The organism is Arthrobacter sp. UYCo732 (genome assembly GCF_040547265.1).
Classification (GTDB): domain Bacteria; phylum Actinomycetota; class Actinomycetes; order Actinomycetales; family Micrococcaceae; genus Arthrobacter.
Map to the genome: position 1 here is coordinate 39,432 of NZ_JBEPPJ010000001.1, position 16,194 is coordinate 55,625.

16 protein-coding genes and 1 riboswitch are annotated in these 16,194 nt (G+C 66.2%); of the genes, 7 read left to right on the forward strand and 9 right to left on the reverse strand.

Going from position 1 to position 16,194, the window contains the following annotated elements; all coding sequences use genetic code 11:
- Positions 1-183: 183 nt before the first annotated feature.
- Positions 184-1,782 (reverse strand): aminopeptidase P family protein, encoded by a 1,599-nt coding sequence (locus tag ABIB45_RS00200; protein WP_354213864.1) that lies wholly within the window; start codon positions 1,780-1,782, stop codon positions 184-186.
- A gap of 71 nt (positions 1,783-1,853) precedes the next feature.
- Here ABIB45_RS00200 and ABIB45_RS00205 point away from each other — a divergent pair, with 71 nt between their 5' ends.
- Positions 1,854-2,702, forward strand: coding sequence for a PHP domain-containing protein (locus tag ABIB45_RS00205; protein ID WP_354213865.1), 849 nt, complete (start codon positions 1,854-1,856; stop codon positions 2,700-2,702).
- Between the two features lie 69 nt (positions 2,703-2,771).
- Here ABIB45_RS00205 and ABIB45_RS00210 read toward each other — a convergent pair whose 3' ends face one another.
- The 4 genes from ABIB45_RS00210 to thiE all read right to left on the reverse strand — a co-directional run bounded on the left by ABIB45_RS00210 (position 2,772) and on the right by thiE (position 7,977).
- Positions 2,772-3,644: a DNA-methyltransferase gene (locus ABIB45_RS00210; protein ID WP_354213866.1), complete on the reverse strand. Its 873-nt coding sequence runs from the start codon at positions 3,642-3,644 to the stop codon at positions 2,772-2,774.
- Between the two features lie 8 nt (positions 3,645-3,652).
- Positions 3,653-5,365 carry a DEAD/DEAH box helicase gene (locus tag ABIB45_RS00215; protein ID WP_354213867.1) on the reverse strand — a complete coding sequence of 571 codons (1,713 nt, stop codon included), beginning with the start codon at positions 5,363-5,365 and terminating at the stop codon, positions 3,653-3,655.
- 290 nt (positions 5,366-5,655) lie between these two features.
- Positions 5,656-7,164, reverse strand: coding sequence for an RNB domain-containing ribonuclease (locus ABIB45_RS00220; RefSeq protein WP_354213868.1), 1,509 nt, complete (start codon positions 7,162-7,164; stop codon positions 5,656-5,658).
- A gap of 63 nt (positions 7,165-7,227) precedes the next feature.
- The gene (thiE, locus tag ABIB45_RS00225; protein WP_354213870.1) at positions 7,228-7,977 is read right to left on the reverse strand and encodes a thiamine phosphate synthase; all 750 of its coding nucleotides are present in this window, start codon (positions 7,975-7,977) and stop codon (positions 7,228-7,230) included.
- 27 nt (positions 7,978-8,004) lie between these two features.
- Positions 8,005-8,124: riboswitch (TPP riboswitch) on the forward strand.
- Here thiE and ABIB45_RS00230 point away from each other — a divergent pair.
- The 4 genes from ABIB45_RS00230 to ABIB45_RS00245 all read left to right on the forward strand — a co-directional run bounded on the left by ABIB45_RS00230 (position 8,117) and on the right by ABIB45_RS00245 (position 10,970).
- Positions 8,117-9,520, forward strand: coding sequence for an FAD-dependent oxidoreductase (locus ABIB45_RS00230; RefSeq protein ID WP_354213871.1), 1,404 nt, complete (start codon positions 8,117-8,119; stop codon positions 9,518-9,520). (Overlaps the previous riboswitch by 8 nt.)
- Positions 9,517-9,753 carry a sulfur carrier protein ThiS gene (thiS, locus tag ABIB45_RS00235; RefSeq protein WP_354213872.1) on the forward strand — a complete coding sequence of 79 codons (237 nt, stop codon included), beginning with the start codon at positions 9,517-9,519 and terminating at the stop codon, positions 9,751-9,753. Before ABIB45_RS00230 ends, thiS begins: the two co-directional genes overlap by 4 nt.
- Positions 9,754-9,757: 4 nt before the next feature.
- The gene (locus ABIB45_RS00240; protein WP_354213873.1) at positions 9,758-10,573 is read left to right on the forward strand and encodes a thiazole synthase; all 816 of its coding nucleotides are present in this window, start codon (positions 9,758-9,760) and stop codon (positions 10,571-10,573) included.
- A 58-nt stretch (positions 10,574-10,631) separates the two neighbouring features.
- Complete coding sequence (locus tag ABIB45_RS00245; protein ID WP_354213874.1) at positions 10,632-10,970, forward strand: 4a-hydroxytetrahydrobiopterin dehydratase; 339 nt, start codon at positions 10,632-10,634, stop codon at positions 10,968-10,970.
- Positions 10,971-10,979: 9 nt separating this feature from the next.
- Here ABIB45_RS00245 and ABIB45_RS00250 read toward each other — a convergent pair whose 3' ends face one another.
- Genes ABIB45_RS00250 through ABIB45_RS00260 form a run of 3 tightly spaced genes read right to left on the reverse strand, consistent with a single transcriptional unit; the run spans position 10,980 to position 12,280 of the window.
- On the reverse strand, positions 10,980-11,282 hold the full coding sequence (locus ABIB45_RS00250; protein ID WP_354213875.1) for a hypothetical protein: 303 nt from the start codon (positions 11,280-11,282) through the stop codon (positions 10,980-10,982).
- Between the two features lie 57 nt (positions 11,283-11,339).
- Complete coding sequence (locus ABIB45_RS00255) at positions 11,340-11,564, reverse strand: DUF3107 domain-containing protein (protein WP_354213876.1); 225 nt, start codon at positions 11,562-11,564, stop codon at positions 11,340-11,342.
- 50 nt (positions 11,565-11,614) lie between these two features.
- Entirely contained in the window at positions 11,615-12,280 is a 666-nt protein-coding gene (locus ABIB45_RS00260) for a TetR/AcrR family transcriptional regulator (protein WP_354213877.1), read from the reverse strand.
- A gap of 84 nt (positions 12,281-12,364) precedes the next feature.
- Here ABIB45_RS00260 and moeB point away from each other — a divergent pair, with 84 nt between their 5' ends.
- On the forward strand, positions 12,365-13,564 hold the full coding sequence (gene moeB / locus ABIB45_RS00265; RefSeq protein ID WP_354213878.1) for a molybdopterin-synthase adenylyltransferase MoeB: 1,200 nt from the start codon (positions 12,365-12,367) through the stop codon (positions 13,562-13,564).
- 27 nt (positions 13,565-13,591) lie between these two features.
- On the opposite strand, the gene ABIB45_RS00270 is transcribed toward moeB, so the two are convergent.
- Positions 13,592-14,923 carry a glutamyl-tRNA reductase gene (locus ABIB45_RS00270; RefSeq protein WP_354213879.1) on the reverse strand — a complete coding sequence of 444 codons (1,332 nt, stop codon included), beginning with the start codon at positions 14,921-14,923 and terminating at the stop codon, positions 13,592-13,594.
- Positions 14,924-15,083: 160 nt separating this feature from the next.
- On the opposite strand from ABIB45_RS00270, the gene hemE reads away from it, so the two are divergent.
- The gene (gene hemE / locus ABIB45_RS00275) at positions 15,084-16,190 is read left to right on the forward strand and encodes a uroporphyrinogen decarboxylase (protein WP_354213880.1); all 1,107 of its coding nucleotides are present in this window, start codon (positions 15,084-15,086) and stop codon (positions 16,188-16,190) included.
- The last annotated feature ends 4 nt before the right edge of the window (positions 16,191-16,194 follow it).

Consider the following 16,194-nt stretch of genomic DNA (forward strand, 5'->3'; position numbering starts at 1 on the left):
AAGAGTTACATTGCGGCAGAGATCCGAGACTGAATGACAGGCTACGATTTTCTCTCTCCGGGCATAGCCTATTCACGAGCATCAAATCGTGGCAAGCGATTGCCAAAAACTGTTATCAGAGCTTGTCCGTTTGGAGTGGAGAGGCGGGTACTGTGCCTCAGCGGGCAAAGCACCCGCCTTTCGTCAGACGGTGCCCCTGTTGGCCAGAGCGTGCTTCGCCTCGGTGTAGATGCCTGCCATCCAGGATTCGACGTCGTCGGCCCTGCGGGGGAGCGCTGCGCTGAGGTTGACCGGGCCGTCGGCAGTCATCAGGATGTCGTCCTCGATCCGCACGCCGATTCCGCGGTACTCGGCCGGGATGGCCAGGTCTTCGTCCTTGAAGTACAGGCCAGGTTCGATGGTGAAGACCATTCCGGCCGTGAGGATGCCGTCGAGGTAGAGTTCCCGCTTGGCCTGGGCGCAGTCGTGTACGTCAAGGCCGAGGTGGTGGCTGGTACCGTGCGGCATCCAGCGCCGGTGCTGCTGGCCTTCGGGGCTGATGGCTTCCTCAACGCTGACGGGGAGCAGCCCCCACTCGGCAAGGCGTTCGGCCAGGACCGTGGTGGCGGCAGTGTGGATGTCCCGGAACCTGGTGCCCGGCTGGGCAGCAGCAAAGCCGGCGTCGGCCGCGTCCAGGACCGCTTCGTAGACCTTGCGCTGGATGTCTGTGAACGTGCCGTTGGCCGGCAGGGTCCTGGTGACGTCCGCGGTGTACAGTGAGTCGGCCTCAACGCCGGCATCCAGCAGCAGCAGTTCGCCGGCGTTGATCCGGCCGGTGTTCCGCGTCCAGTGCAGCACGGTGGCGTTATTGCCGGCGGCGGCGATGGTGTCGTAGCCGAGTTCATTGCCGACTTCGCGGGCCCGAGCGAAAAAGGCGCCTTCCACAACGCGTTCACCGCGGGCGTGCGTCAGGGCGCGGGGCAGGGACTTAACCACTTCCACAAAGCCCTCGGCGGTGGCTGCCACCGCCGTCATCATCTGCTCCACTTCCCATTCGTCCTTCAGGAGGCGGAGTTCGGACAGGGCTTCGGAAAGCTTTTCGTCCAATGCATCCAGGACGGCGAGGTCCAGGTTGTCCGGATCCTTGGCAGTGTTGTAGCGGGCCGTGTCCACAAGGGCGTCGATGTTCTCGTCCACTTTGCGGACAAGGCGGACGGAGATGCCACCGATCTCCGGGGCACCCACATTCCGGGTGATCGCCGTTTCAAGTCCATCGATATGGGCGGTGGGCAGCCCCAGCCGGGCTTCGAACTCAGCGAGCGTGGGGCGGGTGCCGATCCAGAACTCACCGGACCGGGAGTCGGCGTAGAACTGTTCCGTATCCCGGCCGGCCAGCGGGCGGAAGTAGAGCGTGGCACGGTGGTGCCCGCCGCCGTCGCCCTTTCCTTCGCCGGCCGGCTCCAGAATGAGGACAGCGTCCGGCTCATGGTCAAGGCCAAGGCCGGTGAGGTGCGCAAAGCCGGAGTGCGGGCGGAAGCGGTAGTCGCAGTCGTTGGAGCGGACTTTCAGCGGGCCGGCAGGGATGACCAGGCGTTCACCTTTGAACTGGTCGGAGATGGCTTTGCGCCTGGCCGCTGCGTAGTTGGCCACGGCGTCGCGGGTCGGCAGCTGCTGGCCGGTGGGCGCCCAGTTGCTGGCCATAAATGCCTTGAAGGCATCGGAACTGGGCCGCTGCGAGCGGTTGTTGACGCGCTCGTCGAGGGGCTGGGAAGCAGAGGTCAGGGTGTTTTCGGCATCGTTCACGGCACCATCGTCTCACCAGCAGCGAGGCTTGGGCCAATGCCCGGGCCGACCCTGTCAACTAGGCTGGGCAGGTGAGGATTGACCTGCATGCCCACTCCGACGTTTCCGACGGCACGGAAACCCCTGCTGACGTTATGGCCTCTGCGGCCAAGGCGGGCCTGGACGTGGTTGCCCTGACCGATCATGACTCCACGGACGGCTGGGCCGAGGCGTCCCGCGCGGCGTTGGATCACGGGGTTGCCCTGGTTCCGGGAATGGAAGTCTCCTGCCGGACGGAGCAGGGCATCAGTGTGCACCTGCTGAGCTACCTGCACGATCCTGCGCATCCGGGACTGCTGGCGGAAATCACCAAGGCCAAGGACGCGCGCCTCACCCGGGCAGAACGGATGGTGACGCTGCTCGCCGAGGACTACCCGCTGACCTGGGATGACGTCATCCACCATGTGGCCCCCGGAGCGACACTGGGCCGGCCGCACATCGCTGATGCCCTGGTTGCTGCGGGCGTGGTTTCGGACCGCTCGGAGGCTTTCGCCTCCATCCTTACCTCGCATTCGCGCTACTTTGTCCAGCACTACGCACCCGACCCGGCAACCGCCGTCGAACTTGTCTGCGCGGCCGGCGGCGTCCCCGTGTTTGCCCATCCTGTGGCGTCCGCCCGCGGCCGCATCGTGGGGGAGCAGGTTTACCAGGAGATGATCGACGCCGGTCTGGCGGGCGTGGAGATCGAGCACCGCGACAATCCCGAGGAAGGCCGCAAGTTCCTGCGCGGCCTTGCGGCCAGGCACGGGCTGCTGATTACGGGGTCTTCGGATTACCACGGCACCGGCAAACCCAACCTGCTCGGCGAGAATCTCACTACGGCGGAGGTGCTGGCCCGAATCGAAGAGCTGGGAACAGGTACCGCTGTCGTTCGCCCCTGAGCTGCGCCCTGACCCAACTGACTCGCAGTTAACGTCGTGAAAGCGCGTTTTGGCGACGTTTGATGCGAGTCAGTTGGGTGGGAAGGACGTGAAGGACGCCTTGTCACCCAACCGCTTGGCCATGACATCGATGGCGGGCTGGTTCTGGTCCACGCACACGAACTTGCGGTCGAGCTTGGCGGCCACGGCCCCGAGCGTTCCGGACCCGGCGAAGAAGTCCAGGCACCAGTCACCGGGACGGCTGGACGCGGCCACCACACGGCGGATGAGCCCCTCGGGCTTCTGTGTGGGGTAGCCGGTCTTTTCCTTGCCGGTGGGGGAGACGATGGTGTGCCACCAGACGTCCGTGGGCAGTTTCCCGAGCTCCCGCTTGGCAGGCGTCACCAGGCCCGGTGCCATATAGGGCTCCCGGTCAACCTCGGCGCTGTCGAAGTGGTACTTCGACGGGTTCTTGACGTACACGAGGATGTTGTCGTGTTTGGTGGGCCAGCGGTATTTGGCGCGGGCGCCGTAGTCGTAGGCCCAGATGATCTCGTTCAGGAAGCACGCACGGCCGAAGATGGCATCCAGCATGACCTTGGCGTAATGCACTTCCCGGTAGTCCAGGTGCAGGTAGAGCGTGCCGTCGTCAGCGAGCAGCCGCCAGGCCTCCACCAGCCGTGGTTCCAGGAAGGACCAGTAATCGCTGAACGCGTCATCGTAGCGGTGCAGGGCGCCCTTGATCGTGTCGTAGGAGCGGCCCTTGAAGCCCACGCGGTCGCCTTCACCGTCGGTGTTCAGCACCATCCGGGTTTCCTGGCGCTTCTGGACCCTGCCGGTGTTGAACGGCGGGTCCACGTAAATGAGTGTGAAGGCGCCGTCCGGCAGCGAGGGGAGGAACTCCGCGTTATCCGCGTGAACCACCAGGTTGCTGCCGTCCGGCGCCCAGACGGTGTCAGTCATCGAGGCTGTTAGGCCTCTACGTTGCCGGGCTGGGAGCCGGTGTCGGCTCCTGCCACTACTTCGCCGTTGCGGCGGCGGGTGCGGGTCCGGCTGCGGCGCGTCCGTGACTGGTCCACTTCGGCCGGGGCGGCCACGGCCGGTTCGGCGGCAGGTCCGGTGCCCGCGGTGTCGGCATCGGACGTACGACGACGGCGGTCGCCTGAGCGTCCACCCTCGGAAGCGCTGCGGCGGCTGCTGTTGTCACGGCCTCCTGAACGGTTGCTGTCGCGTCCGCCGTCGCGTCCGCCGTCGCGTCCGCTGTCGCGTCCGCTGTCGCGTCCGCTTGAGCGCGTGTTCTTCTTGCCGGTTTCGCCCAGGTCCTCCAGGACTTCGGCATCTACACCGGCGAGCGTGCGCTTGTTGCGGGGCAACCGGCCCTTGGTGCCTGCCGGGATGTCCAGCTCTTCATACAGGTGCGGGGACGAAGAGTAAGTCTCCACGGGTTCCGGAACGCTCAGGCCCAGGGCCTTGTTGATCAGGCCCCAGCGCGGCATGTCGTCCCAGTCAACAAAGGTCACGGCTGTCCCCTTGTTGCCGGCACGGCCCGTGCGGCCCACGCGGTGCAGGTAGATTTTTTCGTCTTCAACACACTGGTAGTTGATGACGTGCGTGACGTCATCCACGTCGATCCCGCGGGCAGCGACGTCGGTGGCCACGAGCACGTCCACTTTGTTGTTACGGAACGCACGGAGCGCCTGCTCGCGGGCGCCCTGGCCCAGGTCACCGTGGATGGCGGCAGCGGCGAAACCGCGGTCCAGCAGTTCTTCGGCCACCTTGGCTGCCGTGCGCTTGGTCTTGGTGAAGATGATGGTGCGGCCACGGCCGCGGGCCTGCAGGATGCGGGAAACAACTTCGATCTTGTCCATGCTGTGGGCACGGTAGATGAGTTGGCGGATGTCGCGCTTGGTGAGGCCCTCGTCTTCGGGATCAGCTGCCCGGATGTGGGTGGGCTGCGTCATGTAGCGGCGGGCCATCGCGATGACCGGGCCCGGCATGGTTGCGGAGAAAAGCAGGGTCTGGCGGACTCCCGGCGTACCGGCAATAAGCGTTTCCACGTCCGGGAGGAAGCCCAGATCCAGCATTTCGTCGGCCTCGTCCAGGATGACGGTCTTAACGTTCTTGAGGCTCAGGTGCTTCTGTTTGTACAGGTCGATGAGGCGGCCGGGGGTTCCCACCACAATCTCGACCCCCTTCTGCAAAGCCTCCACCTGGGGCTCGTACGCACGGCCGCCGTAGATGGTGGTGATGCGGGCGTTGCGCTTCCGCGACGCGGTCTGAAGGTCGTTGGCAACCTGGACGGCCAGTTCGCGGGTCGGCACGATGACAAGGGCCTGCGGTGCACCGGGAACGGCGAGCTTGTCGAAGCCGGCGTCATCCGGTCCCACCACGCGCTGCAGCGCGGGGATGCCGAAGCCGAGGGTCTTGCCGGTGCCTGTCTTGGCCTGGCCGATGATGTCGTGGCCTGCGAGGGCTACGGGCAGGGTCATGGCCTGGATGGGGAACGGGTGGGTGATCCCGGCGTCTGCCAGGGACTCGACGATATCGGCGCGGACGTTGTAGTCGGCGAAGGATTTCTCCTCGATTTCGTGCGGCTTCTCGTCCGAGATGATGGTCTCTTCGGGTTCGATCGTTTCGATGCCGGAATCGTCAGTCAGGATCTGGTGGGTATGCAATTCACTCACAGGTGAGTTTCCTTATTCATTTGGGCATTGGCGCTGCCTGCTCAACGGCTGGCCAACGAGGCCGTACCGGAGCACGCTCGGGCGCGCAAGCAAATCCAGTGGAAGCCGATCGCGGGCTATCTAAATGCTGGCACTGGTGACCAGCGGGTCTATCTCAAGATCGCGTAGGGGCGGGCTTGTTGAATCCAAAATCAAGGAAATCAACGACCGGGCATCCATTTCTACTACTTCAGTCTAGCCGTACGGACATGGAATTCCGGCCTTGCCCCTCAGGGGAGTGCCCAGTCAGTTCAGGACAGCAACTCGAAGTGGACCTCGCGGGCGGCGATGTCGGAGGAGATCAGGCGGACCCGGACCTTGGTTCCGGACTCGAGGTCGCCTGCGCAGCGGGCGGTCACGGCTGGCTCGGAGATCTGGATGATCCCCGAGGGGCCGTTGCCGTTTTTGCCGGCTCCGCCCCGCCCGTTTCCGTTTCCGTTGCCGTTCTTTCCGTTCCCGTTATCCTTCTGCGGCTTGGACCCGGAAATGACAATCGCATCGAACTCCTGGCCGATGTGGTTGACCAGAAGTGCGGCCTCCACGGTGTCCAGCGCCATGCGCTCCATCCGGGCAGCCAGTTGGTCCGAGCCAGCCATGATTTCCGGCAGGGTGGGCAGGGCTTCCCGCGCCCAGCCAGGCACCGGCCGGCCGTTGCTCAGGGCCTCGCAGATCACCAGGACAAAGCGGTCGATAAGCCGCCGGAGGGGCGCCGTGGTGTGGGCATAGGCGGCGCCGATGGCGGACTGGATGGCGTCCTCAGGAACAGTGCCATCAAAGGCGGTGTAACTTGCGCCGCGGAACAGCATTCCGGCGGAGTGCAGGATGGCCAACTGCCGCGGCTCGGTGGGATCGAGGCTGCGAAGGTACTCGCCATAGCTGGTTTTCCCATCCCATGCCTTGCCCAGGGCCACGGTTTGGAGCCTGAAATGCCTGAGGGAGCGCTCGTCCGGGGCGGGCATGGTCCGCAGGATGCCTACTTTCCCCGTCAGCATCAGCTTGGCCGCCGCCATGCCCGCCATGAGGGAAATCTGTGCATTCCAGTCTTCCACCGGGAGCTGCGGCGCCGCTGCAATCCGGTAGCCGCCGTCGGGGGTCTGCACGATCTCCTGCTCCGGCATGTTCAGGCTGGCACCGCCGCGCTGCCGCTCCAGTTCAACGCGCTTGAGCCCCACTTCCCTCAGGAGCTGCAGCACGGGGTTGGCTGTGCCGGCATCGATGTCGGCCTGGACGCCCTTGTAGTCCAGCTTGGCCCGGCTGCGGATCGTGGCCCGCTGGACGGTGACGGTCGAAACCTGGGCGGCGTCGTCCAGCCCGAAGTCCCAAACAAATGCAGCGCACAGCTGATCGGCCAGGAGGCTGCCGGCTTGTTCGCTGATGACTTCAGGGTGCAAGGGGATGCGGCCGTCCGGGGCGTAGAACGTCTGGCCGCGGCGGCGGGTTTCGGCATCCAGGCTGCCGCCGGGGCGGACAAAAGAGGGCACATCAGCGATGGCATAAAGCACCCGGTAGCCGGCGCCGGCACGTTCGATGGAAAGCGCCTGGTCCAGGTCCGTGGACGACGCCGGATCGATCGTCAGGAACTCAACGTCCGTCAGGTCCGCGGCGGGGAGCTGGTGGGCTGCCACTGCTGCCTCGGCGTCGCGGACCGCCTCTGCAGGGTAGGGGCCCGGCAGTTCCAGTTCGGTCCGCAGGGCACTCAGCGCTGCCGCGAGGGCGTTGGTCTGCTCGCGGACATTGGGGGCCAGCCGATGATGTGACACGAAAGTCAGGTTAGCCCGATTTCCATGGATCGTGCACGCCCCGCCCCGCTGCGCGCAGGTTTCTTAGGATGCGGCGGCGTCCAGGGCGACCACGAGGGCGCCGGCCGCTGCGGCGGGGTCGGCGGCTTCCGTGATGGCTCGCACCACAACTATCCTGCTTGCCCCGGCTTCCACCACCTGCTCAACGTTGCTCAAATCGATGCCGCCGATCGCAAACCAGGGCAGTGTGGCCTGGGCGCCGCCGGCGGCGCGGACTGCCTCCGCTGCATAGCGCACCAGGTCGAGGCCGACGGCGGCCCGGCCGGGTTTGGTGGGGGTAGCCCACACCGGTCCGACGCAGAAGTAGTCCAGGCCGCCGTCGGCAGTCACCGTTGCGGACATCCGGATGGCGCCCTCGATCTGTTCGGTAGTGTGGGTGGAGAGCCCCACGGTGGCTCCGGCACCGAGCAGAGTGCGGGCCGATGCCACGGGCAGGTCCTTCTGCCCGATATGGAAGACGGGCGCGCCCGTCAGCATGGCGATGTCGGCGCGGTCATTGACGGCCCAGAGACGGCCGTGCCGGGCGGCGGCTGCCTGGAGCACCGCCAACAGTTCCAGCTCCTCGGCGGCCTCGATCCCCTTGTCGCGGAGCTGGATGATGTCCACCCCGCCGGCAAACGCCGCGTCCACAAATTCCGCGAAGTCCCCGCGGTCCCGGCGGGCATCGGTGCACAGGTACAACCTGGCGCTGGTGGGCAGGCCGTTGCTGGACGCCTCCGGCGGTATCTGGGCGGAGTGGCTGGGAGGGGTAGCGGGAGCGGAGTGTGCGTTCATGGAAACTACCCTAGTTCCCCTAAACTGGGTGAGTACTGCGGGAGCCCGTTGCAGCCGTCACAAAGCGGCCGGGCTGAGAGGGCACCAGAGCCGACCGCTTGACCTGATCCGGCTAGTACCGGCGTAGGGAAGGAAACACATGCTCTCCCCATCCAGCGGCGCACCCGCCAGCCCGCCAGCCAGTGCACCAGCCAGCCCGCCTTCCGAGCCAGCAGGCAGTCCCGATTTCTGCCACGCCGACGTAGCTGTCATTGGCGGCGGCGTCATTGGCCACGGGATCGCCTGGGAAGTGCGGCGCTCCGGCCGCTCCGTGGTCCTGATCGATGATGCACCCGGCTCCGGGGCCAGTTGGGCGGCAGCCGGCATGCTCGCGCCCGTCAGCGAACTGCACTACCAGGAGGAAGACCTTCTGGAGCTGATGCTCGAATCCTCCGGCCTCTGGCCCGCCTTCGCAGCCCACCTCGCCGGGGCCGGGGCGGGGGATACCGGCTACCTGACGACGCCGACCCTCGCCGTCGGTGCCGATGCCGCGGACCGCCGCGCGCTGATGGACCTGCGGACCGTGCAGCAGGCCAGCGGCCTGGTGGTGGAACCGCTGACCGTCCGGGAAGCACGGATGAGGGAGCCGCTCCTCAGCCCGGCGATTTCCTGCGCCTTGGAAATCCCGGCGGACCACCAGGTGGATCCGCGGAAGCTGGTGGCGTCCCTGCAGCAGGTCCTGGCCAGCCACGAACCCGGCGCCGGAACCGCTGTGGACGGCGCCCGCGGCGGGTTCGCCGTCGGGCACCGGGCCGAAGCCCTACTCTGGGATGCCGGACGCGTCAGCGGGGTGAAGCTGGCCAACGGCGGCACAGTCACTGCGGGAGAGACCATTGTGGCCAACGGCCTGCAGGCGGCTGCGCTGGAAGGATTGCCGGACGGGCTGCGCTTGCCTCTCCGCCCTGTGTACGGCGACATCCTGCGCCTCGCCGTACCGCGGCACCTGCGTCCGCTGGTCACCTCCACCGTCCGCGGCCTGGTCCACGGGGTGCCGGTCTACATCGTCCCGCGGCAGGACGACACCGTGGTGATCGGCGCAACCCAGCGGGAGGATGCACTGTCCGCCATCCCGGACGCCGCCGTGTCGGACCCTGCCTTGCCGGGCCCCATCACGCCGAGCACTGCCTTTTCACACACCATCACGCCGAGCACTGCCGTCTCCGCAGGCGGCGTCTACCAGTTGCTCCGCGACGCACAGGCCCTGCTGCCCGCCGTCGCCGAGCTGGAGCTCCTGGAATGTACCGCGCGGGCGCGCCCCGCGACGCCGGACAACGCACCCCTGCTCGGCCGTGTACCCGACTCCCGGCCCGGTGTCGGACACATCGCCGGGCTGATCATTGCCACCGGATTCTTCCGCCACGGCGTGCTGCTGGCTCCAGCGGCGGCGGCCATCTGCCGGGACCTGCTGGACGGCAGGGAGGATCACCGGTGGCACGCCCTCAGCCCGGCCAGGTTCTCCAGCCAGCCTCGAACAACCTTTCAATCGACTAAGGAAACAGCATGAATATCACTCTCAACGGCGCGCAGCATGCCGTGGCCGACGACGCCTCCATCACCACACTCGTCACGGAGATCACGGGCCGTCCCCTCGCAGCGAACGGCCAGGCCACTGATGGACAGAAACTCGGCGTGGCCGTTGCCCACAACTCAGACGTAGTACCCCGCAGCCAGTGGTATGCCACGGCACTCGCCGAAGGTGACACCGTTGAACTGGTCACCGCAGTCCAGGGAGGCTGACACCATGCCAGTAACCAGCAGCATCAGCACAGGAAACCACCCAGCAGACACGGACCGGCTGGTGATCGACGGCGTGGAGTTTGGTTCCCGCCTGATCATGGGCACCGGTGGAGCTCCGAGTCTCGACGGATTGGGCGCCGCCCTCGTGGCGTCCGGCACCGAACTGACCACGGTGGCCATGCGGCGTTATTCACCGAAAGAGTCAGGCTCACTCTTCCAGCTCCTGGTGGACCACGGGATCCGGGTCCTGCCCAACACGGCTGGCTGCTTCACCGCCCGGGACGCGGTGATGACGGCGGAACTGGCGCGCGAAGCGCTGGAAACGGACTGGGTCAAACTGGAAGTCATCGCCGATGAACAGACCCTGCTGCCGGACGCCGTCGAGCTCGTGGACGCCACCGAACAACTCGTGAACCGGGGGTTCAAGGTGTTCGCCTACACGAACGATGATCCCGTGCTCGCCCTGCGGCTGGAGAACCTTGGGGCCGCCGCCGTCATGCCGCTGGGCGCCCCGATCGGCACTGGCCTCGGGATCCTCAACCCCCACAACATCGAACTGATCGTCTCGCGCGCGTCGGTGCCCGTGGTGCTGGACGCGGGCATTGGCACGGCGTCCGACGCGGCGCTTGCCATGGAGCTGGGTTGTGATGCCGTGCTGCTGGCCACCGCCGTGACCCGGGCCCAGAACCCGACGTTGATGGGGGAGGCCTTCAAACACGCCGTCATCGCCGGTAGGCTGGCGAAAGCGGCCGGCAGGATTCCGCGCCGCGAGCACGCCCTGGCATCATCGGCGATGGAAAACCGGGCCGAATTCCTTTAGCCCGGCGCCCGCTGCCGTCTGCCGGGTCGGGCTCACAGAACCAACCTAGGAGTCCGCTGTGACCGGCAAAAAAGACGTCCTCACCCGCGAACGGCTTGACGCTGTCCTGGCCGGGCTGCCTGACTGGCGGTACCGGCTGGGCGGGCTCGTCACGATGTATAAAACGCCGACGGCGGCCGCAGCACTTGAGCTGATTGCCGCCGTCGGACGCCTCGCGGAAGCGCAGAACCACCACCCCGACCTGGAATGGCGCTACAACCGGGTGTTCATCCGCTACACCTCGCACGACGCCGGGGGCGAAGTCACTGAGCGGGACGCCGCTGCAGCGGCGGCAGCCAGCGAAGCGGCCGGCCAGGCCGGCGCGACTGCGCAGCCCGAGGCCCAGTGGAACACCTGAAACGGGTGGCTACAACTTCAGGGCCTGTGTGAGCCGCTGTATGTCGTGACGTTCGCGCGTCCGGCCCAGGTAGATGACAGCGCCGATGGCCGCCGCAGTGCCCAGGACCATTGGCAGGACCCACGGAATCCAGGTCAGACCGGGCAAGTAGCCAAAGCCCGCCGTGATGAGGAGGATCCAACTGACCGCACCCACCGCGACGGCGACGCCGGCGGGCAGCCCCGTGCCGTACCTGGCGTGGCGTTTGTCATTGGCCCAGACAACGAAGCCGGCGGCGGCCGTGGCCAGGACAACGATGGTCAGCGAAAGCATGGGATCTCCCTCGGAATGCAGCGGGCCACCGCCATCGGCGGTGGCCCGGCGTGCGTGCTAGAACTGGCCGAAACCGACCTTGCGGGCCTCTTCGGCACCGATTTCCACGTAGCCCAGGGCGTTGCCGGGGACAATGATGATGCGTCCCTTGTCATCCGTCAGGCGGAGATCGGTGCCCTTGGTGATGGCTTCTTCAACGATCGTAGCTACGGCGTCAGCATCCTGAGCCGATTCCAGCACGATTTCGCGGCCAATGTTCTGAATGCCGATCTTAATTTCCAAAAGGGGGCCTCCCAGCCAATCGAAGTTTCTTCGGTTCTCTTATTTGTAGTCTAGGACTCTTTAGGGAAGCGGGAAATTCCGCGCCAAGCTAAACGGTAAATGAGGTCGCTGGCCACGTCGAGGTCCAGATCCCCGTCCGTTTCCAGCCAATACCGGGCGCTGACCTGCGCCATTCCAGCCAGCCCGCGGCCCAACAGTTGCGCCTCCAGGGGCGGCAGTTTGGTGTCTTCGGCAATGACGCGGGCGACGGCGTCCGCGAAGGTTTTGTTGAAAGTCTCCAGCCGGGAACTGACATCCGGGTCATTAATAAGGTCCGATTCGAAGACCAGGCGGTGGGCCTGGTCGTCGCTGGCGATAAAGCGGTAGTACGCCCGCATCACGGCGTGGACGCGTTCGTCATTGTCCGAGGTGGAGTTCAGGGCGCCGAGCATCCGGTCTGTCAGTGAGGTCAGATGGCTGTCCAGCAGCGCAAGGTAGAGCTCCCGTTTGGATGGGAAATGCTGGTACAGCACGGGCTTGCTTACGTGGGCCGTTTCGGCAATCTCGTCCATCGCGGCCCCATGGTAGCCGTTGGCGACAAAAACCTCCTGGGCCGCCGCGAGGAGCTGGGCCCGGCGTTCGTCCCGGGGGAGCCTGGCGGACCGCTGGCCTGCTGTGCGTGGAGGTGCGGGAGGTTCCCCGCCTGACGCCCGGTCAGCCCGCGTTTCATGGACCACAGTTACCCTACTTTCCCTTGCCGTTATTTACACAATACTGCGCGGTAATATGACCGGGCGGTATCTCGGGGCATACATTGAAGTATGGCTTCGACTTTGACCGCAAATGATTCCTCTGTCTCGCTTAGTCCGCTGGTTGAGCCCGCCGGCGAGCTGACTCCGGCCGAGGTGGAGCGATACTCCCGGCATCTCATCATTCCGGAGATCGGTGCGGTGGGTCAGCGGCGCTTGAAGAATGCCAAGGTCCTTGTCATCGGTGCCGGGGGACTGGGCTCGCCAGCCCTGCTGTACCTGGCTGCCGCCGGCGTGGGGACCCTGGGAATCATCGACGACGACGACGTTGACCTTAGCAACCTGCAGCGCCAGGTGGTCCACGGTGTGGCGGACGTGGGACGGCCCAAGATCGAATCCGCCCGGGACGCCATTGCCGCGCTGAACCCCCTGGTGGACGTCCGGCTGCACAACGTCAGGCTGGATGCCTCCAACGCCCTGGAGCTGTTCGCGGACTACGACCTGATCCTGGACGGGGCGGACAACTTCGCCACCCGTTACCTGGTCAACGACGCCGCGGCAATCCTGGGCAAACCGTATGTCTGGGGTTCGATCTTCCGCTTCGACGGCCAGGTCAGCGTCTTCTGGGAAAAGCACGGCCCCACCTACCGCGACCTCTACCCGGAGGCCCCGCCCGCGGGCTCCGTACCCTCCTGCGGCGAAGGCGGCGTCTTTGGCATGCTCTGCGCAGCTGTGGGTTCGCTGATGGTGACTGAGGCTGTCAAGCTGATCACCGGCGTCGGGCGTTCACTCCTGGGCCGGGTTGCACTCTTTGACGCGCTGGGCGGCAGCTGGCGCGAGATCCGCGTGGCCAAGGACCCAGGCGCCGAGCGGATTACGGAACTGACCGACTACGACGCCTTCTGCGGCATCGCGCCCGACGTCGCCGCGGACACCGAGCACACGGTCACGGCAACCCAACTGGCCACCATGCTGGCGTCACGCAAGGCCGGACTGAAGGACTTTGAACTGGTGGACGTCAGGGAAACCGGCGAACACGACATCGTGAATATTGACGGCTCGGTGCTCATTCCCCAGGGCAGGATCCTGGCGGGGGAGGCGTGGGCGGAACTGCCTCAGGACAAGGACATTGTGTTCCACTGCAAAGCCGGGACCCGGTCAGCGAATGTCCTGGAAGCCGCGCGGAAGGCAGGCTACCAGCGCGTCAGCCATCTCGACGGCGGGATTCTCGCCTGGGTGCGGGATGTCGAGCCGCAGAAGCCGGTTTACTGACGGAAGCCGCCAGCGACGCGCTAGGCGTCAGGCTGTTTCGCGGCCCTTTTGATTCGTGGAGCCCTGGTGATCCGCGGGGCACTCAGCCTGGGCCGCGGCAGCGGGCTGCTCCACGGTAATGCCGTAGAGGGTTTCGAGGGCCGAAACGTAGTCGTCCTGCTGGCCGTTCGCCGCCAATTCGCGGGCACGGACCGTGGGCACGTGGAGCAACTGCTTGACCATCCGGCGAAGCGCGAACTCCACTTCCTCGGCGGCCGCGGTGCAGCCGTGGCGGGCACGGACCCGCTCCATCTCCGCATCAAGGACGTTCATGGTGTGCCGGCGGAGCGCCACGATGGCCGAATCCGCGGAGCGGGCTTCCCGCTCCTGTTCGAACGCTTTGGCGGCGCCGGACACAATGCCGCTGGCGTGGGTCAGCGACTCAACCTGTTCCTGCGGGGCCGCTAACCGTACGGATTCGAGCGTCAGCAGCTCAACGCCGTCGAGCTGTCCGACTTCCGGGTCAAAGTCATGGGTGAGGGCAAGGTCGATGGCGATCAGCGGCTGGGGAGTTGCGGCACGGACCTGGGCAAGTTCACCGGCTTCAATGCGGGTGTCCGAGCCGCTGCAGCCGATCATCACGTCGGCGGCTGCGACAGCTGTCGGGAGAGTATCCGCGTCCAGGGCCGTTCCGCCCCTGGTGGCGACAAATGCTTCGGCGCGGCCCGACGAGGAAAACACGGAGGTGTCCGTGCAGCCGCGATCGCGCAGCAACGCCATGGTGGCGCCGGCGTAGGCGCCGGTGCCAAACAGGACAACCTTTTTCGCCGACCAGTCGGGGTTCTCGGACAGATCGGTTGCCAGGTCCAGGGCCACGGAGACGATGGACAGGCCGCGGGATCCGAGGGCGGTCTGTGCGCCGACGTCCTTGGCCGTTTTGGACGCGGCCTGGAACAGCCGGACCAGGCCCGAGCTGGCAGTGCCCTCGTGTTGGGCGGTGATGAGGGCGCGGCGCACCTGGCCGGCAATCTCGCGCTCGCCCACGACGGCGGAATCGAGTCCGGCGCTGACGGCAAAAAGGTGCTGGCTGACTTCGGTACCGGTCCGGGTGCTGAAGGCGCGGGAGACAAGCTGTTCGTTGAGGCCGCTCAGACCGCTGATCTCGGATACGAGGGCCGCCCGGGCGGCCTCGACGTCATCGGCGTGGGGCGCTTCACCGTAGATTTCGTATCGGTTGCAGGTGGCAAGCACCACCGCGCCCGTCACTGCCGGCGATCCGGAGAGTGCGGACGTGGCGATCTCTGAAGCACCGTTGCTCAGTTGAGCAACGGTCTCAAGATCGATGTCGGCGTGTGTAGCCACCAATGAAAAAAGAACCACAACGGATCCATCATAGCTTTTTCGTGGCGCGGTAAAACAACCCGGGGCGCACGGTGTCGGGGGCTAAAAGGCCGTGATTCGCGGCACGCTCCCTCGAAAGCTCCCGCAGGTGGCAGGCTGTCGTTATCTTTTGGGGCCGATTTTGGGCACAATCGAAGGCATGACTTCCAGCTCCGCCGTGCCTCATGTCCTGTCTGACGACGGCGCCCTTGCCGCCAGCCATCCGCTGATGGATGGCCGCACCGCAGATTCCCCGCTGATCACCGCCTACCGTGGCGGCAAGCCCTCGCGGCGCCCGGTGTGGTTCATGCGGCAGGCCGGGCGATCCCTTCCCGAGTACCTGAAGGTGCGCGAAGGAGTGGCCATGCTGGACTCGTGCCTGCGGCCGGAACTGGCATCCGAGATCACCTTGCAGCCCGTCCGTCGCCACGACGTTGACGCGGCCATCTTCTTCTCCGACATCGTGATTCCGCTGAAGCTCGCCGGAATCGGCGTGGACATAGTGCCCGGGGTGGGACCCGTACTGGACAAGGCCGTCCGCACCGCCGAGGACGTAGCGGCCCTGCCGCAGCTGACGTGGGAGGCGCTGGAGCCCATCCGCGAAGCCGTCCGCCTGACTGTGGCGGAACTTGGTAAGACCCCGCTGATCGGCTTCGCCGGCGCACCGTTTACGCTCGCCGCCTACATGGTGGAGGGCAAGCCCTCGCGGGACCACCTGGGCCCGCGCACCATGATGCACGCGGATCCGGAGACCTGGGCCGCGCTGGCCAACTGGGCCGCCGATGCCTCCGGGCTGTTCCTCCGTGCCCAGCTTGAAGCCGGCGCCTCCGCCGGTCAGCTTTTTGATTCCTGGGCAGGGTCGCTGGGCCTCGCCGACTACACCAGGCACGTGGCGCCGGCCTCAGCCAGGGCGCTGGACCACGTCCGCCACCTGGGTGCGCCGCTGGTGCACTTCGGCACCGGCACGTCTGAACTCCTGGCTGCCATGCGCGACGTCGGCGTGGACGTGGTGGGTGTTGATTACCGCCTGCCGCTGGACGAGGCCAACCGTCGCCTGGGCGGGACGGTGCCGCTACAGGGGAACATCGATCCGGCGCTGCTGTCCGCGCCCTGGGAAGTCCTCGAGGCACACGTGCGCGAAGTCATCAAAGCTGGCTCCTCGGCGCCCGGGCATGTGCTGAACCTTGGCCACGGGGTGCCGCCCGAAACCGACGCCTCCGTCCTCACCCGGGTTGTCGAACTCATCCATTCCATTTCACCGGAGTAGGAGC